Annotated in this window: 19 protein-coding genes; 16 read left to right on the top strand and 3 right to left on the bottom strand. The window is 65.8% G+C overall.

From position 1 onward, the window contains the following. Positions 1-35: 35 nt before the first annotated feature. Entirely contained in the window at positions 36-1259 is a 1224-nt protein-coding gene (locus G5B40_RS05815) for a cytochrome P450 (protein ID WP_165096191.1), read from the bottom strand. A 64-nt stretch (positions 1260-1323) separates the two neighbouring features. Next, complete coding sequence (locus G5B40_RS05810) at positions 1324-2346, bottom strand: cobalamin-independent methionine synthase II family protein (protein WP_165096188.1); 1023 nt, start codon at positions 2344-2346, stop codon at positions 1324-1326. An 89-nt stretch (positions 2347-2435) separates the two neighbouring features. Here G5B40_RS05810 and G5B40_RS05805 point away from each other — a divergent pair, with 89 nt between their 5' ends. The 3 genes from G5B40_RS05805 to G5B40_RS05795 are packed head-to-tail and all read left to right on the top strand — an operon-like array spanning position 2436 to position 5131. Next, a complete protein-coding gene (locus G5B40_RS05805; RefSeq protein ID WP_165096185.1) occupies positions 2436-3260 on the top strand; it encodes an ABC transporter permease in 825 nt (274 codons plus the stop codon). Between the two features lie 25 nt (positions 3261-3285). After that, positions 3286-4329, top strand: coding sequence for an NAD-dependent epimerase/dehydratase family protein (locus G5B40_RS05800; RefSeq protein WP_179961601.1), 1044 nt, complete (start codon positions 3286-3288; stop codon positions 4327-4329). Further along, positions 4316-5131, top strand: coding sequence for a GNAT family N-acetyltransferase (locus tag G5B40_RS05795; protein ID WP_165096182.1), 816 nt, complete (start codon positions 4316-4318; stop codon positions 5129-5131). Before G5B40_RS05800 ends, G5B40_RS05795 begins: the two co-directional genes overlap by 14 nt. A 58-nt stretch (positions 5132-5189) precedes the next feature. Here G5B40_RS05795 and G5B40_RS05790 read toward each other — a convergent pair whose 3' ends face one another. After that, positions 5190-6212, bottom strand: coding sequence for an ABC transporter substrate-binding protein (locus tag G5B40_RS05790; protein WP_211907420.1), 1023 nt, complete (start codon positions 6210-6212; stop codon positions 5190-5192). Between the two features lie 101 nt (positions 6213-6313). On the opposite strand from G5B40_RS05790, the gene G5B40_RS05785 reads away from it, so the two are divergent. The 13 genes from G5B40_RS05785 to G5B40_RS05725 all read left to right on the top strand — a co-directional run bounded on the left by G5B40_RS05785 (position 6314) and on the right by G5B40_RS05725 (position 19363). Beyond that, a complete protein-coding gene (locus G5B40_RS05785; RefSeq protein WP_165096179.1) occupies positions 6314-7024 on the top strand; it encodes a TetR/AcrR family transcriptional regulator in 711 nt (236 codons plus the stop codon). Positions 7025-7124: 100 nt separating this feature from the next. After that, positions 7125-8183 (top strand): dihydrodipicolinate synthase family protein, encoded by a 1059-nt coding sequence (locus tag G5B40_RS05780; protein WP_211907419.1) that lies wholly within the window; start codon positions 7125-7127, stop codon positions 8181-8183. Continuing rightward, a complete protein-coding gene (locus G5B40_RS05775) occupies positions 8171-8962 on the top strand; it encodes an ABC transporter ATP-binding protein (RefSeq protein ID WP_165096177.1) in 792 nt (263 codons plus the stop codon). The genes G5B40_RS05780 and G5B40_RS05775 overlap by 13 nt, the downstream gene beginning before the upstream one ends. Positions 8963-8968: 6 nt before the next feature. After that, entirely contained in the window at positions 8969-10120 is a 1152-nt protein-coding gene (locus G5B40_RS05770; protein ID WP_165096174.1) for a Gfo/Idh/MocA family protein, read from the top strand. Position 10121: 1 nt separating this feature from the next. After that, a complete protein-coding gene (locus tag G5B40_RS05765) occupies positions 10122-11285 on the top strand; it encodes a dihydrodipicolinate synthase family protein (protein ID WP_165096171.1) in 1164 nt (387 codons plus the stop codon). A 54-nt stretch (positions 11286-11339) separates the two neighbouring features. Next, positions 11340-12347, top strand: a complete 1008-nt coding sequence (locus G5B40_RS05760; protein WP_211907418.1) for a Bug family tripartite tricarboxylate transporter substrate binding protein — start codon at positions 11340-11342, stop codon at positions 12345-12347. A 76-nt stretch (positions 12348-12423) separates the two neighbouring features. After that, the gene (locus G5B40_RS05755; protein ID WP_165096165.1) at positions 12424-12894 is read left to right on the top strand and encodes a tripartite tricarboxylate transporter TctB family protein; all 471 of its coding nucleotides are present in this window, start codon (positions 12424-12426) and stop codon (positions 12892-12894) included. Between the two features lie 7 nt (positions 12895-12901). Next, a complete protein-coding gene (locus G5B40_RS05750) occupies positions 12902-14404 on the top strand; it encodes a tripartite tricarboxylate transporter permease (RefSeq protein WP_165096163.1) in 1503 nt (500 codons plus the stop codon). After that, a complete protein-coding gene (locus tag G5B40_RS05745) occupies positions 14347-15225 on the top strand; it encodes a sugar phosphate isomerase/epimerase family protein (protein ID WP_211907417.1) in 879 nt (292 codons plus the stop codon). The genes G5B40_RS05750 and G5B40_RS05745 overlap by 58 nt, the downstream gene beginning before the upstream one ends. After that, on the top strand, positions 15222-16646 hold the full coding sequence (locus G5B40_RS05740; protein ID WP_165096160.1) for an enolase C-terminal domain-like protein: 1425 nt from the start codon (positions 15222-15224) through the stop codon (positions 16644-16646). Before G5B40_RS05745 ends, G5B40_RS05740 begins: the two co-directional genes overlap by 4 nt. A gap of 1 nt (position 16647) precedes the next feature. Beyond that, positions 16648-17475: a sugar phosphate isomerase/epimerase family protein gene (locus G5B40_RS05735; RefSeq protein WP_165096157.1), complete on the top strand. Its 828-nt coding sequence runs from the start codon at positions 16648-16650 to the stop codon at positions 17473-17475. A 19-nt stretch (positions 17476-17494) separates the two neighbouring features. Beyond that, positions 17495-18307, top strand: a complete 813-nt coding sequence (locus G5B40_RS05730) for an ABC transporter permease (protein ID WP_165096155.1) — start codon at positions 17495-17497, stop codon at positions 18305-18307. A 57-nt stretch (positions 18308-18364) separates the two neighbouring features. Next, positions 18365-19363 (top strand): ABC transporter substrate-binding protein, encoded by a 999-nt coding sequence (locus tag G5B40_RS05725; RefSeq protein WP_165096152.1) that lies wholly within the window; start codon positions 18365-18367, stop codon positions 19361-19363. Positions 19364-19582 lie beyond the last annotated feature (219 nt).

Here is a 19582-nt window from a genome sequence, read left to right as displayed (position 1 = left end):
GGCGTTAGGCATCGAACCTACATACAAACTTGGCGTCAACGCGGTCTGAAGGTGATCGGCAGGCGGTCCAGAAAGCGCATCGCGTTGTTGGGGCGCCATTCGGGGTCGCCAGCCGGTTCGATCGAGGAGACCTTTTCCGCGATCGACGAGAGGATCGCGTCCAGTTCGGCGCGGGCCACGTTCTGGCCGACGCAGTTGTGGACGCCGACCCCGAAGGCGAGGTGCCCGGTCGGACGGCGCTCGATATTGAAGCGCGTGGGGGCCTCCCACCGGCTCTCGTCGAGATTGGCGGCGCCGAGCACGCAGAGGATTTTCGAACCTTCCTCGATCCTGACGCCGGCGACCTCGGTGTCGCGGGTCGCGGTGCGGCAGAAGCTGTGAACCGGTGAGGTGTAGCGCAGCACCTCTTCGAAACAGGGCCGCGTGAGGCTTGGATCGGCCTTCAGCTTTTCGAACTCCGCAGGGTGTCGGGAGAGACACCAGAGCGCGTTGCCTATGCTGGCGACCGTGGTATCGACGCCGGCGGAGAGGAGCGAGCGCACCAGAAGCTCCGCCTCTTTCTCGGTGATCTCGCCTGCGTCCGCGGCCTCGAAGAAGGTTGCGCCCAGACCGTCGGGGCGCAAATTGCCGCGTCCGCAACTCCTGGTGATCCAGGGAATGATCTTGTCCGATTTCGCCAGCGCGGCGCGGCGGAGCTCATTGTCCGGCCCATAGCCGTTGAACACCATCGAACCGTAATCGATCAGCTTTCGCCGGTCGTTCAGTTTCAGTCCGACCGCGGCCGGAAAGACCGTGGTGGGAAAGGTTTCCGCGCATTCGGCCACGGCGTCGAAGCTGCCCTTCTCGATCAACTGATCCACCAGCGCGTCCGCCGCCGCGCGGAACCGTTCCTTGAGCCCGGCGACCGCCCTGGGCGACAGCGCGCGCATGATCACGCGGCGGTTGGCTGCGTGGTCGGGGGGATCCACCTCCAGGACGATCGAGGGCGCGCGCCACGAATCCTCCAGCTTCAGGTCGTGGAGGCCGACGCCGTTCGACGACGCGAATCGCTCATGGTCGGAGAATACCTCCTTCGTCGCCTCGTAACCGCCGCAGGCGAGGATGGAGTAGCGCGGGATGTAGGCGAACGCGCCCCTGGCGCGGAGTTCCGCGTAATAGGGCTCGGGCGCGGTCAGGGTCTCGACGGCGTAGGGGTCGATATCCCAGATGGCGGCGTCTTGCGGCGCGGCGAATTCCTTGTGGCCGGAAATCAGGTTCATGCTGAAGCCTCCCGTGGGGTGGTGGCGAGGAGGGGGCGCGGCCGCCCCCCGACCCCGGCGCGGATCAGCCGGCGGCCAGCCGGCCGGCGCCGGCGTGAAGGTCGCGGCCTGCGACAAGGGCGCGGATCTTGGCGTCGGCGATGCTGCGCTTCAGCATCCAAAAGCCGCAATCCGGGTGCACGTAGCGGACGCGCCCCTCGCCGAGCACGCTGACCGCCCGGTCGATCGAGCGCGCGATCTCGTCCGCGCTTTCGACCATCGTGCGCTTCACGTCGACAACGCCGAGGCCAAGGCCGATTTCGGGGCGAAGCGCCTTGAAGGCGACCAGTTCCTCGGCCGGGCGGGCCGCCATCTCCATGACGATATGATCGACCTTGAGCGCATTGAGGAAATCCATCAGCCGGTCCCATGTGCCGCTCTGCACGCTCTGGCCGCCGTAGTTGCCGAAGCAGAGATGGATCGCCGGCGTGGTCTTCACCGCTGAGAGGACGATGTTCGCCGCTTCCGCCGCCCATTCCCATTCCTCGGGATGCCCGGGAAGATTGGCTTCGTCGAGCTGCACGACGTCGGCGTCGAGATGCGCGACTTGCTCCGCCAGCGCCTCCGCGATCGCCATGGCCAGCTTCGGCCGGTCGCCATAGTGATTGTCGGACAGGGTTTTCGCCAGCATGTGCGGCCCGGTCAGCGTGAACTTCAGCGGACGCGACGCCAGCCCCTTCGCGCGCGCGCAGGCCGCCGGCAGGTCGAGCGCGCCGCCCGTCACGGCGCCGTCGACCACCGCCGCGGGCCGGGTGCGAAAGCCCATCCCCTCCTGCGAGCGGAACGCCTGAATCTCCCGGAACGTCAGATCGGCGCGCACGCCGCCCATCGGGCGCACGAAATACTCGATCATCCCGTTGGTTTCCGGGTGGTTGATGTCGAAGCGGTAAAGTTCGCCATCGCAGACCAGGTCGACGCCGGCGCTTTCCTGCGTGTTCAGCACGACGCGCGTCGCGTCGGTCAGCGCCTGTTCGCTCGGCGCGGCGATCAGCCAGTCCGGCGTCGGATATGAGCCGACGACTGTCGTCAGGATTTTGGGAGCCGACATTTCTTTCCTCCTCAGTCGCTTTGTCGCCCTTGACGGGGGAGCGGTGGATACCGGAGTATCTGGACGGTTACTTATGGGGAAATCTGAGCATGACGCAACATGCGGGTGACGAGACGCCCGAACGACAGTCGGCGGTTTCGGGTCTCGATCGCGCGCGCATGTTCGTGCGGCGCTACTGGGTCGCGATCGCCGCCCATGTCGGCGTCATCGTCGCGTGGTGGCTCTGGGTTCGGCTGGGCGACGTTCCGAGTTACGTGATGCCGGGGCCGGTGGAGACAATCGCCGCGCTCTGGGACGAGTATGACTGGTTTCACAACACGATGGTGACCGCGGGCGAGATCCTGGCCGGCTACCTGATCGCCACGGTTTTCGGCGTCGGCGTGGCGTTGCTCAGTTCATGGTCGCGCATCGTCGATCAGGCGGTGATGCCGCTGATGATCAGCCTGAACATGATTCCGAAAGTGGCGCTCGGCCCGCTCTTCATTGTCTGGTTCTCCTACGGCTTCACGCCCAACGTGCTGATCGTCTTCGCCATTTGCGTGCTGCCGATCCTGCTCACGACGGCGCGCGGCCTGCGCGAGGTGGAGCCAGACCTCCTCGATCTCGTGCGGTCGCTGAAAGGGTCGCGCTGGCAGATCTTCACGAAGATTCAGCTGCCAGGCTCGCTCCCCTATATATTCTCCGGCATGAAGGTCGCGACGGTGCTCGCGGTGGCGGGCGCCGTCGTCGGCGAGTTCATCGCATCGGAAGAGGGGCTCGGTTACCTGATGCTCCAGGTGCAGGTGACGCTGGACACCGCGGCGATGTTCATGGCGGTCCTGCTTATCACTCTGATCGGCGTCGTTCTTTACGGGCTGGTCGTCCTTCTGGAGCGGCTGACCGTGACGAATGACAGCCGTGTCCGATCCAGCTGACTCGAACCCCGACAGGAGCCCGATCATGACCGAAGACGCTTCCGGCGGCATGCCGTCGAAAATCGCCGATGTCGCCGAACTCGAAGAGCTGATGACGCGGCCGACGACGGCGTTGAAGGCCGATCTCGCGGCGGCGCCGGGCGACATCATGGTGCTCGGCGCGGGCGGAAAGATGGGGCCGACCCTTGCGCGCATGGCGAAGCGCGCGGCGCCGGATCGGCGGGTGATGGCGGTGGCGCGGTTTTCCGACCCGGACGTCCGCGCGTCACTGGAAAGCCACGGCGTCGAAACCATATCCTGCGATCTCCTGGACCGCGCGGCGGTCGCGCGGCTGCCGGACGCGCCGAACGTCATCTACATGGCGGGGCGCAAGTTCGGCGCAACCGGGTCCGAGCCTTTCACCTGGGCGATGAACGCGCTCGCCCCCGCCATCGTCGCGGAGCGGTTCGCGGATGCGCGGATCGTCGCGTTTTCGACCGGCTGCGTCTATCCTTTCACCACCCCTGACAGCGGTGGCCCGACCGAAGAAACCCCCGTCGGCCCGCCCTCGGGTGAATACGCGTGGTCCTGCCTGGCGCGGGAGCGGGTGTTCGAACATTACTCGCAGTCGCTGGGGACCGCGGGTATCCTGATTCGCCTCAACTACGCGATCGATATGCGATATGGGGTTCTCCACGATGTCGGCGCGCTTGTCTTCGCGGGCGAAACTGTGGACCTGACGATGGGTCATGCGAACGTCATCTGGCAGGGTGATGCGAACAGCCAGGTCCTGCGCGCGCTCCGCCATGTGACGGCGCCGATCTCGGCGTTGAACGTCACCGGGCCGGAGACGGTCTCCATTCGTTGGCTGGCCGGCGAATTCGCGAAGAGGTTCGGAACCGAGGCGAAGCTGGCGGGCGTGGAGGCCGAGACAGGTTGGCTGAACAACGCGGCGAAAGCCGCAGGCCTGTTCGGCGTTCCCGCCGTCGATCTTGAGACGATGATCGACTGGCAGGCGGACTGGATCGCCCGCGGGGGCGAAAGTCTCGGGAAGCCGACGGGGTTTCAGGTTCGCGATGGCAAGTTCTGACGCGGCGCCCGAACGCCTGACCGCGGCCGATCTTCCCGCCTGTCTGGCGCTCTCGGACTTGGCGGGCTGGAACCAGATCGAAGCCGACTGGCGCGTGTTTCTCGATTGCGGCGCAGTCTGGGGAATCAGGGTGGACGGCGAGGTTGCGGCGAGCGCCGCGCTGTTGCCGTATCCGCCGCGCATCGCGTGGATCTCGATGGTGCTGACGGCGGCGGCGGCGCGGGGCCGCGGTTTCGGCAGCCGCCTCACCGCCGTCGCCGCGGCTGAGGCGAAGCGGCTCGGCCTTGCGCCGCAGCTCGATGCGACGGGCGACGGCGAGCGGATCTATAGCGCTCTCGGATTCGAGGCGCTGGCGGGGCTGACCAGATGGCGGAGGGAAGGTCCGAACCCGGGGGGGCTGGCGCCTGCGGCGGCGCCGGCGCCTACGCTGGCGGACGATCTCGACAGGGCGGGTATCGGGTTTTCAAGACCTGCCATGCTGCGGCGGCTCGCGAGTCGCGGGCCGGCGGTGAGCGGTGCGGGCTTCGCCGCATTCTCGCGCGATGGCCGGACGGCGCACCATATCGGCCCGATTCTGACCGAGAGCCCCGACCGCGTGGAATCAGCGCTCGCGGCGATGCTTGCCGGCGCGGAGGGCCGCGCGCTGATCGTCGATGCGAATGACGCTGCGCCCGGCGTCGCGGCCCTGCTGGAGCGTCTGGAGTTTCGGCCGGTCCGCGCCTTTCGCCGCATGGCGCTGGGGGACGCGCCGCCGCCGGACCCGGCGCGTTACTGCGCCGCCGCAGGGCCGGAGTTCGGCTGATCGGAAACGAAAACGGCCCCGCTGGCGGGGCCGTTTCCAGGTCATTCGACGCCGTCGTTCAGGGCGTTGGCACCACGATCGAGGTGTCGATGAAATCGTTGCGAACCGCTTCCATGATGTCGAATGGCTGTTCGATGTCGAAATAGGTCGAGACGAGTTCGTAGTCGGATTTCAGCCTGTCCTCGTCGAAATAGCCGAGCCCCTTGGTCGTCGACGTCTCATCGGTCATCAGTTCGACGACAAGAGCCCAGTTCTGCATCTCGTTATCAGCCTTGAGACCGGTATTGGCCGAGACCAGCGCATCGACGCAGGGCGCCGGTTCCTTCACGCAGGCGGCGAAGGCGCGCTGTGAGACGGCGACGAACGCCTGCACGGCGTCGGCGTGGTCCTTCAGGAATTCGCCATTGACGATGATCGAATTGCCGTAAGGGTTGATGCCGTACTCCTTCCACGCGAAGAAGCCCATGTCGTCGCCGAGTTCCCGCTGGAAGATGTGGTGGATGTTGTAGAATGACGTCGTCACGTCGATAGAACCCGATTTCAGCGCCGCCAGTTTCGCGTTCGGTTGGACGTTCACCCATGTCACCGAGTCCGGATCGACATCGTTCGCCTTGGCGAGCGCGGGCCACATCGCGCGCGCCGCATCCCAGGGCGGGTTGCCGATCTTGTGACCCGAAAAATCCTCGATCCCTCCAATGCCCGAAGATTTCATCCAGTACATGCCGTATGGCGAATTGGCGTAGATGTTCATCACGGCAATGAGATCGGCGCCCTTGCCCTTCGCGACCAGCGCCGTCCCGAGATCGGCGAGGCCGATCTGGGTCTTGCCGATGCCGGTCTGCTGGGCGGCCATCGTCGAGCCCTTGCCCTGCTGGATGGTCAGGTCGATCCCGGCTTCGTCATACCAGCCTTCCTGAGCCGCGTAGTAGTAGGGGGCGTGGTCGCCGCCGGCGATCCAGTTCAGGACGAAGTCGATCTCCGTCTTGTCCTGCGCATGCGCGCCGAAAGCGAAACAGGCGGAAACGGCCGCGAACGCCGCCGTCATTCCCCCCGTCAGACCCGGTTTCCTGAAACTCCGCATGGATTGAACCTCCCGTTCTCATGGCCGCCGTTAACGGCGAGATTGACGTAACGGCGCATACCTATCAAAGTAACCCTGTGTTTACTTGACGGTGCGCGCTGATGACGCTTGATGTCAACAAGAAAGACGGGTCCCGTGGCGCCGTCGAGACCATCAGGCGCGACCCGGATGGCACGAAGAAACGCATCCTCGACGCCGCGACGCATGAGTTCTCCACCAAAGGCCTCGGCGGGGCCAGAATCGCCGATATCGCGGACCGCGCCGGTGTGAACAAGCGGATGCTCTATCACTATTTCGGGGACAAGGACGCGTTGTTCCTTGTCGTCCTCGAAGGCGCCTACGCGGCCATCCGCAGACGCGAGCGGGAGATGGCGCTCGACCATCTTCCACCAGAGGAGGCCATGCGCCGGCTGGTCGAGACGACGTGGGATCACTATATCGAACACCCCGAGTTTCTTAACCTGCTGAACTCCGAAAATCTCCACAAGGCGCGGCACTTGAGGAATTCGACGCGTGCGCGCGAGATGCACTCGCCCTTCGCCGACATGATCGCGCAGATCCTGCGGCGGGGCGAGGACGCGAAGGTTTTTCGCGCGGGGGTGGACCCGGTCGATCTCTATATCTCGATCGCCGGGCTCGGATATTTCTACCTGTCGAACCGCTACACGCTGTCCGTGATCTTCGACCGCGATCTGGAGGCGCCGGACAACCTCGCGCGGCGGCGCGCGCACATGGTGGAGGTCGTGCTCGGCTATCTGCGGCGAAGTGGCGGCGTGCGTCCGCGGCCCGAGCCCGATCGTGCGCTCGCCTAGCGACGGGCGCGGCGCTGATCGACGTTTCGTTCCGCTTGACTTCCGCGTTTCGCGCTCAGCATAATAACCATACGGTTACTTATCGGATTGCGGGGGTTCAGTGGCGGACGCGTCAGACATTCCGGGCGAGGTCCTGAAGAGCCTGCGCGCCGGCGCGGTGATCCCCGCGCATCCGCTTGCGCTGACCCCGTCACGCGCGCTCGACGAGCGCCGCCAGCGCGCGCTCAGCCGATACTATGTCGATGCGGGCGCCGGTGGTCTGGCGGTCGGCGTCCACACGACGCAGTTCGCGATTCGCGAAGCCGGGCTCTACGAGCCGGTGCTGCGGCTCGCCGCCGAAACGGCGGCGGACTGGGCGTCGCGACCGATGATCATGATCGCCGGGCTTTGCGGCGGGACCGACCAGGCCCGGCGCGAAGCGGGCGTCGCGCGCTCTCTCGGCTATCACGCCGGTCTCCTGTCGCTCGCCGCGCTCGGGCAGGCGGACGAGGATGAGCTTATCCGGCATTCCGAGGCGATCGCCGCGGAGATCCCGGTCGTCGGTTTCTACCTTCAGCGCGCTGTTGGCGGGCGCGATCTCTCGGCGGCGTTCTGGCGCCGGTTCGCCGCGATCGAGAACGTCGTGGCGATCAAGATGGCGCCCTTCGACCGGTATCGCACCATCGACGTGATCCGCGGCGTCGTCGAGGCGCGCGCCGAGGATCGGGTGGCGCTCTATACTGGCAATGACGATCATATCCTGCTCGACCTCGTCACGCCCTTCCGGATGGTTCGGGACGGCGAGGAAGTGGAGATGCGCATCCGCGGCGGTCTGCTCGGCCATTGGTCAGCCTGGACGAAGCGAGCGGTGGAGATGCACGCGCGGGCGCGGGCGGCGGCGGAAGCGGGCGCGATTCCCGCCGATCTTCTCGCGCTCGACAGCCAGGTGACGGATGCGAATGGCGCGCTCTTTGACGTCCGGAACGATTTCGCCGGCTGCATCGCCGGGTGTCACGAAGTCCTGCGTCGTCAGGGCTTGCTGGAGAACATGGCGCTGCTCGACCCGGAGGAGGGGCTCGGGCCGGGTCAGGCTGCTGAGATCGACCGGGTCTCGGCAGCCTATCCGCATCTTGCCGACGACGCCTTCGTGAAGGAGAATCTGGACAGATGGCTGAGTTGAACGCGGCGGCGCCCGCCGCCCGCCCTTTCATCAGGATGGAGAACGTCTCGAAGGTCTATCGGTCCGGGGGGAACGAGTTCCTCGCGGTGTCCGACGTCACCATGAATGTGACGGAGGGAGAGCTGATCTCGCTCGTCGGGCCGTCGGGTTGCGGCAAGACCACGGTGCTGAAGATCCTCGCCGACCTTCATGGCCACGATGACGGGACGGTCGAGATCGGCGATCCGGCGAACCCGTTCACGCCGGGGCGCGATGTCGGAATGGTGTTCCAGCAGCCGCTGCTGCTGAAGTGGCGCAACATCATCGACAACATCCTGCTGCCGGCGGAGATTCTGGGCCTGCCGATGAAGAGCGCGCGCGCGCGCGCGATGGAGCTGATCGCGCTTGTCGGCCTGAAAGGGTTCGAGACCAGCCGCCCCTATGAGCTTTCCGGCGGCATGCAGCAGCGCGCCGCCATCGCCCGCGCGCTGGTTCATGACCCGCGCCTCGTGCTTATGGACGAGCCTTTCGGCGCGCTCGACGCGCTGACGCGCGAGCGCATGAATCTCGAATTGCTGCGCATCTGGACCGAAAGCCGGAAGACGATCCTCTTCGTCACTCATTCAATTCAGGAGGCGGTGCTGATGGGCTCGCACTGCGCGGTGCTGACGTCGGGCCCCGCGCGCATGGCGGATTTCTTCCCCATCGACCTTCCCTATCCACGGCGGCTGGACATGCGCCAGTCACCGGAATTCGGCGCCTATTCGCGGCGCATCTACGACCTTCTCGGAATGGAGTGACTGAATATGGCTCAACGCCCGATCGGGATAATCATGCACGGCGTCACGGGCCGGATGGGGCTGAACCAGCACCTTGTCCGCTCGATCCTCGCGATCCGCGCGGAAGGGGGGCTCGCGCTTTCCAATAGCGATCGTCTGATGCCGGAGCCGGTGATCGTCGGGCGCAACGCCGGGAAGATCGAGGCGCTGGCGAAGGCGCACGGGATCGAACGCTGGACGACCGATCTCGACAAAGCGCTCGCAGATGAAAGTTGCCCGATATTCTTCGACGCCGGCACGACGCAGATGCGCGCCTCGCTGCTGACGAAGGCGATCGCGGCGGGCAAGCACATCTATTGCGAGAAGCCGATCTCGGACAGCATGAATGACGCCCTCGCGGTGGCGCGGCTGGCGAAGGCGAAAGGCGTGAAGAGCGGCGTCGTGCAGGACAAGCTCTTTCTGCCCGGTCTTCTGAAAATGAAGCGGCTGAAGGACGCCGGGTTCTTCGGGCGGCTGCTCTCGGTCAGGGGCGAATTCGGCTACTGGGTGTTCGAGGGCGATCTGGAGCCGGCGCAGCGGCCGAGCTGGAACTACAAGAAGGATGAGGGCGGCGGCATCATCCTTGATATGCTCTGCCACTGGCGCTACGTGCTCGACAACCTTTTCGGCGAGGTGAAGGCGGTGTCCTGCCTGGGCGCCACGCACATACCGGAGCGGCGCGACGAAGCCGGCGAACCCTATGCGGCCGACGCCGACGACGCGGCCTACGCGACCTTCGAGCTGGAAGGCGGCGTCATCGCGCATCTCAATTCCTCGTGGTGCGTCAGGGTGCGGCGCGACGATCTGGTCACCTTTCAGGCCGACGGCGTGAACGGCTCCGCCGTCGCCGGGCTGACGAAATGCTGGTCGCAGGACCGCGTCAACACGCCGAAACCGGTCTGGAACCCGGACGAGCCGCAGAAGCTGAACTTCTTCGACGGCTGGGCCGAGGTGCCGGATCGTGGCCCGAACGAGAACGGCTTCAAGACGCAATGGGAGATGTTCCTGCGCCATGTCGTCGAGGACGCGCCCTGGAAACACGATCTGATGGAGGGGGTGAAGGGCGTGCAGCTCGCCGAGCTTGGCCTGCAAAGCTGGCGTGAACGCCGGTGGATCGACGTGCCGAAGCTGGAGGCCTGAGATGACCCATGTGACTCTTCCGAACGGCGATGGCGGAACGGAGAGATATGAACTCTCGGCGCCGCGCGGTTTTCCGACCCGCCAGAACGCGCCCTTCAACCGCGTCGCCATCGCCGCCGCCCATGTCGTCGCCGACCCGCTGGCGGAGAGCGACCCCTGGCTGGACGCGCCGGTGGACTGGGACCGGACCATCGCCTTTCGCCAGAACCTCTGGGATCTGAAGCTCGGCGTCGCGGAGGCGATGGACACCGCGCAGCGCGGCATGGGCCTCGACTGGCCGACGGCGCTGGAGCTGATCCGCCGCTCGGTCGACGCGTCGCGCGACCACCCCGGCGCGGTCGTCTTTTGCGGGGTCGGCACCGATCACATCGCGCCTTCGCCGGACCTGAAGCCCGAGGACGTGATCGCCGCTTACGAAGAACAGCTTGAGGCGGTCGAGGCCTGCGGCGGGCGGGTCATCATGATGGCGAGCCGCGCGCTCGCCGCCGCTGCGAAGGGCCCCGAGGACTACGCGAAGGTCTACGGCCGCATTCTCGAGCAGGTGAAAGAGCCGGTGATCATTCACTGGCTGGGCGAGATGTTCGACCCTGCGCTCTCCGGTTACTGGGGCGCCGCCGAGCACGGCGCGGCGATGGATTCGTGCCTCGAGATGCTCGCCGCCAACGCGGCGAAGATCGATGGGGTCAAGATCTCGCTCCTATCGAAGGAAATGGAGATCGACATGCGCCGCCGCCTGCCGGAGGGCGTGAGGATGTATTCCGGCGACGATTTCAATTACGCCGAACTGATCGAGGGCGACGAGGAGGGCTATTCCGACGCGCTGCTCGGGATATTCGACGCCATCGCGCCCGCCGCATCTGCGGCGCTTGCGGCGCTGGCCGCCGATGACCGGGACTCGTTCAGAGAGATTCTGGCCCCGACGGTTCCGCTTTCCCGCCACATCTTCAGGGCCCCGACGCGGTTCTACAAGACTGGCGTCGTGTTCCTCGCCTGGCTCAACGGGTTGCAGGATCATTTCACCATGATCGGCGGGCAGGAGAGCGCGCGTTCGACTCGCCATCTGGCGGAGCTTTTTCGCCTCGCGGACAAGGCCGGGTTGCTGCGCGACCCGGAACTGGCGGCGGATCGCATGGGACAGGCGATGGCGATCCGCGGGGTCGCCTGACGCAAGAAGACCGGGAACCGGTGAATTTACGTAAGCTAGACAGGGAGAATGACGATGAAGACGCTATTCACCGCGGCCGCGCTGGCCGCCGCCGCGGGCCTCGCGGCGCCGGCTTTCGCCGCAGACTATCCGTGGAAGCCTGAAAAACCGATCACCATCATCGTGCCTTGGGGCGCCGGCGGCGCGACCGACCAGGTCACGCGCGTGACCGCCGGGGTGCTGGAGCAGGAACTCGGCCAGAGCGTGGTTATCGTCAACCAGCCGGGCGCTTCCGGCTCGCTCGGCACCAAGAACGCCTGGGAGGCGCCGCGCGACGGCTACACGCTCGGCGCCGGGGCGCCGAAGCAGCTCGGCACCTACAAGCTGCTCGGACAGTGGGACACATGGGTCGACGACTGGCGGCTCTACAACACGGTGACCAATGTGCCGTTGGTCGCGGTGAACCCGGATTCACCCTATCAGACTATGGATGATTTCATCGCCGCCATGAAGGAAGGCAAGGTGACGATCGCCACGGCGGGTGCGGGTTCCTCCGGCCACGCGGCGGCGGAAGCGCTCAAGGGCGTCGTCGGCGGCGACTACAAGCACGTCACCTATGACGGCGGCAACCCGGCGGTGATCGCCACCGTCGCCGGCGAGGCGGAGGCGACGACGCAACTCGCCTCCGAACAGGCGGAGATGGTGCGCGCCAAGCGGCTTCGCCCGCTCGCGGTCCTTGCCGATCAGCCGCTCGAGATTGAGGGCTATGGCGAGGTTCCGCCTGTGACCGGGTTCATCGACGGCGACATGCCGATCCTCTCCACCGCTTTCGGCGTCTTCATTCCCGCCGAAGGCACGCCGCCCGAAGTGATCGAGACGCTGGACATGATATGGGCGAACGTGATCCCGAACGCGGAGAAGCTCCGCTCCTACGCGCTGGAGAAGGGCGCGCTCTTCACCCCGGCGGCGGGTGACGAGGCGCGCGCGAATGTCTGGCCGGAGATCCGCTCGGATGCGTGGTCGTTCCAGGCGGCGGGCCGCACGGTGATGTCGCCGGAAGAGCTGGATATTCCGAAACCCTGACGACGAGCGCCGCGCACGGTCCGCGTCCCGATTTCATGCCGGGGCGCGGGCCGGCCGCGAGCCGAGGAGCGCGTACGTGTCGGAAACGCCGAGAGCGGATTTCTGGTTTTCTATTCTGCTGATCCTTTTCGGCGCCGCCGTCACGTTCGAGTCGTGGCGAATGCCGCGGCTGGAGACCCTGGGCGTCGAGCCGATGAGCGCGCCTGGCCTGACGCCGGGCATTCTCGGGCTTGTTCTCGGCGGTCTCGGCGCATTGCTTTTCCTGCGCAGCCTCCGCTTTGCGGGCGCTGCGCCGCGTCTGGACGACGGCGACTGGCGCGGTCTGCTCGTTACGCTCGGGCTCACGCTTTTCTACGCGATTGGCCTTGTCGGCTCCCTGCCGTTCTGGTTGGCGACGGCGCTCTTCGTCGCCGTGTTCGCGATGTTGTTCTCAGTCGGTCGGGTGGGAATGTTGAAGGCGGCGGCGGCGGCTTTGCCGCTTGGCCTCGTCGCCGGCGTTTCAGTTGCGCTCCTTTTCGAGCGGGTTTTTCTGGTGCGGCTGCCGTGAAGCGATCATGGACCCTCTAATTCATCTCGTGCAGGCGGTCGCCCAGATGGCGACGCCCGGAGCGCTTTTCAACGTCTTCTGGGCGACGCTGCTCGGCATGACGGTGGGGATGTTGCCGGGGCTCACGGCGACGCTCGGCATCGCGCTCCTGACCACGCTCACATTCCAGATGGATGCGGGCGACGCGATCCTGATCCTGATCTGCATGTATGTCGGCGCGATCTATGGCGGCGGGCGCACCGCTATCCTGCTGAACATTCCCGGGACGCCCGCCAACGCCGCGTCGGCGCTCGACGGGTTTCCGCTCGCCCGGCAGGGCAAAGCCGGCGAGGCGATGGGGATCGCGACCGTCGGGTCGTTTTTCGGCGGGCTGGTCGGGCTGGCGCTGCTCGCGCTGCTGGCGCCCCAGCTGGCCGAGTTCGGGCTTCGCTTCCAGTCCTACGAATTTTTCTGGCTGGCGGTGTTCGGGGTTGTCATCTCCGGCCGGCTGACCGCCGCAGGCGATCCGCTCAAGGGACTGATTTCCGGCTTTCTCGGGCTCTTTCTCGCTCAGGTCGGGCAAGAGGGGATTCACGCCTATCAGCGGTTCTCCTACGGCTCGGTCGATCTTGCGGGCGGTTTCGGGCTGCTGCCTGCGCTCGTCGGCGCATTTGGCTTCGCTGAAGTTCTGAACGTGATGAAGCAGCCCGCCTATCAAACGGTGCGCGATGTCGGCGATCGCGTCGCGCCGCGTGTGCGCGACGTCGCGCGCCATTGGTGGGCGATCCTGCGTTCGGGGATTCTCGGCACTACCATGGGCATCATTCCCGGCGTCGGAGAGGACATGGGCGCCTGGGTCTCCTACGCCGCCGCGCGCCGGGCGAGCAAAAGAAAAGACCTGTTCGGCAGGGGAAGCCGGGAGGGGCTTATCGCCGCTGAGACCGGCAACAACGCCGCCGTACCCGGCGCGATCATTCCCGTTCTCACCCTCGCCGTGCCGGGCTCCGCCCCCGCGGCGGTGCTGCTCGCGGCGATGTTCATCCATGGCGTGCGGCCCGGCCCGTTGATCATGATCGAAACGCCCTCCTTCGTTTTCGAAGTGGCGGCGATGCTGTTCTGGGCGTCGGTGGCGATTCTCATCCTTGGGCTCCTTCTCACCAGACCGATGCTTTTCGTTCTGCGCGTCAGGCGCGAATATCTGATGCCGGTGATCTTCACGCTTTGCGTCGTCGGCGCCTTCGCCATCGCTGGTCGGGTTTTCGACATCTGGGTCATGCTGGGCTTCGGTCTTCTCGGTTTCGCGCTCCGCGAGATGAAATATCCGATGGCGCCCTTGGTGCTTGGCATCGTTCTCGGCGACATTCTCGACAAGAATTTCCGGCGCGGCATGGTGCTTTCGGATGGCTCGGTGGAGCCGTTCCTGACCCGTCCGATTTCGGCGGGCTTCGCCGTGCTTACACTCATCGCGATCCTTTGGGGGGTCCCGCAGGTCCGCCACGCGATCGCCCGACTGAAGAGGAGACCGTCCTGAAACTCTCGCTCTGCAACGAGGTCGTCCGCGACCTGCCCTTCGATCGGCAATGCGCCTTCGCCGCCAGCGTCGGCTATGACGGGCTGGAGATCGCGCCGTTCACGTTCTCGGATCAGCCGCAAGACCTGACCGCCGTCGATCTCGCGGCGATATCGAAGGCGTTGAAGGCCGAAGGGCTCGCCTGCTCCAGCCTCCATTGGCTTCTTGTCGCGCCGGAGGGGCTTTCCATCACCGACCCGGACGAATCCGTGCGGCGCCGGACAGTCGAGGTGATGCGCCGGTTTGTCGATATGGCCGCGACGCTTGGCGCCGACCGGCTCGTCCACGGCTCACCGAAGCAGCGGAATCTGGAACCGGGCGCGGAGGCGGAATGCCGCGCGCGCGCCGTCGAATGCCTCGCTGCGGCTGCGGAGGCGGCGGAGGCGGCCGGCGTCATCTATTGCATCGAGCCGCTGGCGTCGCGTGAAACCAATTTCATCAATACGCTCGCAGAAGCGGCGGCGCTGGTGGCGGAGGTCGACAGCCCCGGTTTCAGCACCATGATCGACAGCTCGGCCGCGGGGTTCGAGGAGGGCGACGTGCCGGCGCTGATCGACCGCTGGCTGCCGGCGGGGCGCATCAGCCATGTGCAGGTCAACGACCCGAACCGGCGCGGGCCGGGCGAGGGGGATCTTCCGATGGCGCCGATCCTCGCCGCGCTGCGGCGGCATGATTATCAGGGCTGGGTGGCGGTGGAGCCTTTCATCTATGAGCCGGACGGCCAGGCCTGCGCCGCGCGCGCCGCGGGCTATCTGCGCGGAATACTGGAGACGATGCGATGACCCGCCCGACCCTGACGCTGCTAGAGACGACATTTCACGAACGCGACATCGTGCTGAGGATGCCGTTCCGCTTCGGCGTGGTGACGATGCGCGAGGCGCCGCAGACCTTCCTCCGCGCGCGCATCCGGCTCAACGACGGGCGCGAAGGCTGGGGCTGGGCGGCGGAATTGCTCGCGCCGAAATGGTTCGACAAGTCGCCCGAACTCAGCAACGAGGACAATTTCGATCAGTTGCGCCGCGCGATGGCGATCGCCGCCACCGTCTATCGCGGGATAGCGGAGCCGCATACGGCGTTCGGCCTCGCCGCCGCCGCCGCGCCCGCGTTCCACGCCGCGAGCGCGGCCGCCGGTCTGCCGCCGCTGGTTGCGGGGTTCGGAACGGCGCTGCTCGACAGGGCCATTCTCGACGCGCTTCTGCGGCTGGAGGGAGTGAGCGTATTCAGAGGCGTGAAGAGCAACCTCATGGGGCTGGACGAGGCGCTGACGCCGGACCTCGCCGGTTTCGACTTCGACGCGTTTCTCGCCGGGCTGACGCCTGCAGCGTCGATCCGCGCGCGTCACACGGTCGGCCTGATCGACCCGATTATCGCCTCCGATCTGGCCGAGAACGACCGCGTGGGCGATGGCTTGCCGGAGACACTGGAGGAGGTGATCGAGGTTTACGGCGTCACCGATTTCAAGCTGAAGGTCGGCGGCGATCTCGACGCCGATCTCGCGAGACTTAAGCGGATCGCGTCGGTGCTCGATCGTCTGCCGGACTATCGCGCCACGCTGGACGGGAATGAGCAATACGCCGATGTCGCGGGGGTCGCGGCGCTCTGGCGGGCGATCGCGACGACGCCGGCGCTTGCGCGGCTCGCGGAATCGATCCTTTTCATCGAGCAGCCGATCGCGCGCGCGAAGGCGTTCTCGGAGGACATCTCGGCGCTCGCCCGGCTGAAGCCGGTGGAGATCGACGAGTCGGATGCGACGCTGGACGCGTTTCTGGAGGCGAAGGCGCTCGGCTATCGGGGCGTTTCGTCGAAATCCTGCAAGGGGTTCTACAAGTCGCTCCTCAACCGCGCCCGCTGCGCGCATTGGAACGAAGAGGCGGGCGAAGACCGGTTCTTCATGTCGGCGGAGGACCTGACCATTCAGGCCGGGATCAGTCTGCAGCAGGATCTGGCGCTCGCCACTTTGATCGGCTGCGAACATGTCGAGCGCAACGGGCACCATTACGTCAACGGCATGAATGCGGCGCCGGAGGCGGAGCAGGCGGCTTATCTCGCTGCGCACGCGGACCTTTACCGCCGCGAGCTTGGCGCGGTGAGGGTGGCGATCGACGGGGGCGCGCTCCGGGTCGGTTCTCTCGATACGCCCGGCCTCGCCAGCGCCGTGACGCCCGACCCGTCGGACCTTCGCCCTTGCAGATACGAGGCCTGACATGCCCACGATTGACCAACTCTCGATAAACCTCGCCACTGTCCGTGAAAAATGGGACCTGCGCCAGGCCGTCGAAGGCTGCGCGCGCGCTGGCATCAGCGCCGTCGCGCCGTGGCGAGATCAGGTCGCCAGGATCGGGCTTCAGGAAAGCGCGCGCATCATTCGCGACCATGAGATGCGGGTGAGCGGTCTTTGTCGCGGCGGCATGTTCCCGGCGGCGACGGAAGCCGGTCGCCGGGCGGCGGACGACGAGAACCTGAAGGCGCTGGAGGAGGCGGTGACGCTCGGCGCCCAATGCCTTGTCATCGTGGTCGGCGGTCTGCCCGAGGGCTCACGCGACATCGGTGCGGCGCGCGGCATGGTGGAGGAGGGGCTCGACAAGCTCCTCCAGGCGGCGCGCCCGGCCGGCATGCCGATCGCGATCGAACCCCTGCATCCGATGTACGCCGCCGATCGCGCCTGCGTGAACACGCTCCGTCAGGCGCTGGATATGGCCGGGCGGCTTGGCGACGGCGTCGGCGTCGCGGCGGACGTCTATCACATCTGGTGGGATCCGGAGGTCGAGGCGCAGATTGCGCGCGCCGGAAGCGAGGGGCGGCTGCTCGCCTATCACATCTGCGATTGGCTTGTGCCGACCAAGGATCTGCTGCTCGACCGCGGCATGATGGGCGACGGCGTCATCGACCTGCCGCGCCTTCGCGGCGCGGTCGAGGCGGCCGGCTATGACGGCCTCCATGAGGTCGAGATATTCTCGGCGAACGACTGGTGGAAGCGCGATCCGGAAGAGGTGCTGAGAACCTGCATCGAACGGCACGCTGAAATGACATGACGAAAAGGGGGAGGCGGCCATGACAGACGACGCCAGGACGACCCCGCGCGCGGGCCGCGCGGCGCTCCTCGGTCGGCGGATCGGCTATTATGTGCCGAGCGCGATCGCCATCGTCGTGATGATCGCCATCTGGCATTTCGCGGTTCAATGGGGCGATATCAAGCAATACGTTCTGCCCGCGCCGGGCGATACGCTCGCGGCGCTGTTCGACTCGAAATATCGCTGGTGGCCGAATTTTCTGACGACTCTGACGGCGGTTGCAGGAGCGTTCGTGATCTCCGCGATCCTCGGCGTCCTTCTTGGCGTCGTCGTCGTCTGGCACCGGTTGCTGGAGCAGACTGTGATGCCGCTCCTCGTCTTGTTCAACACGCTGCCCAAGGTTGCGCTCGCGCCGCTCTTCGTTCTCTGGCTCGGCTACGGGGTTGTTCCGAACATGCTGATCGCGGTCACTGTCAGCTTCTTCCCGATGGTGATCAATACCGCGACCGGCCTCAGCAATGTCGATCAGGATCTGGTGGACCTGGTGCGGAGCCTGAAGGGGACGCGAAAACAGATCTTCATGAAGATACGTCTGCCGAACGCGCTGCCCTATGTTTTCGCCGGGTTGAAACTGAACGCGACGCTTTCGGTGATCGGGGCGATCGTCGGAGAGTTCGTCGCCTCGGAATCCGGTCTCGGCGCGCTCATCATCATCGGCGGGGTGACGCTGGACACGCCGGCGATCTTCGCCTCACTCTGCATCATCTCGGCAATGGGACTGGCGATCTATGGTCTCGTCGTTATCGCCGAGCGCATCCTCATGCCGTGGGAGGTCGAGGCCGACCGGAATTGACTGCTGGCATCTATCCATTCGCAGTGAAATCGACTGAACCAAAGGGAGGAGCAAGACATGCATATGAAGATCGGGTTGAATGTCGCGGCGGCCGCGTTGGCCGTAGCGTTTGCAGCGACGCCCGCCGTCGCGCTGGAGCAGGTGACGCTGCAACTCAACTGGTTTCCGCTCGCGGACCATTCGCCATTCTATCTCGCGCGCGAGCGCGGCTATTTCGAGGAGGAAGGGATCGAGCTTGAAATCGTGCGCGGGCAGGGTTCCGGCGACGCGGCGATCAAGATCGACCAGAAACAGGCGGAATTCGGAATTTCCGACACTCCCACGGTGCTGACCGCCATGAGCAAGGGCGCCGATCTTCTGATCGTCGGCATGGTGTATGACAAGGCGGCCAACAACCTCTTCTTCCGCAAGGATGCGGGGATCGAAACGCCCGCCGATCTCGTCGGCAAGAAGATCGCCGCCCCGCCGGGCGACTCTCACCGGTTTCTCTGGCCGTCCTTCGCGGAGATCAACGGGATCGACGTCGATGCGGTGACGCTGGTTAATGTGAAGCCAGAAGGCAAGCAGGCCATCGTCGCCTCCGATCAGGTGGCGGGGGCGTTCGATCTCTATACGAACTATCCAGTCTGGCAGAAGGTTCTTGGCGAAGACCAGGTCGGCAACATGCTCTTCGCGGATTTCGGCGTCGCGCTCTACGGCCATTCATATATAATTCATAAGGACCTAGCGAAGGAGAAGCCCGATCTGGTGAAGGGCTTTCTGCGCGCGACATACCGGGGTTGGGCCGACACCTATAACGAGCGCGAGGCTGCGATCGACGCCATTGCGGGCGAGGTCGACGGTATCGACAAGGCGACCTACCTCGCGAATCTCGATCTCGTGCTCGATCTGGTGATCACCGAAAATTCTCGTGAATACGGTCTCGGCTGGATCACCGAGGAGCGGATGGCCGGGACGCTGGAGCTTACCGAGAAGGGCGGAACGCTGAATGTGAAGCTCGACCCCGCCGCCGTCTTCACCAATGAGTTCAACAGCAAGGTCCCGGCCCCGGAATAGCGTTTGGCGCGCCAAGACCGCCGGGCGCGTTTAGCGCGCCCGGTTCGCGTCAAAACCGAAGGACACGATGGAATCGCGCCGCACAAGCGGCCTTGAGCGAAATGGAGGAACGCAATGCCGATTATCGCCGGGCGCCAGTTCGCAGTGTCTCTGGCTGGCTGGGGGGCGCCGTCGCCGACCCGCCGCCGCTTCGTCTCACGGGGCGACGACAGCCTGTTA

Origin of the sequence: Pikeienuella piscinae (genome assembly GCF_011044155.1) — a bacterium.
Taxonomy (GTDB): domain Bacteria; phylum Pseudomonadota; class Alphaproteobacteria; order Rhodobacterales; family Rhodobacteraceae; genus Pikeienuella; species Pikeienuella piscinae.
Note: the sequence above shows the minus strand (reverse complement) of the source record. Positions and strands in the feature narration are given on the sequence as shown.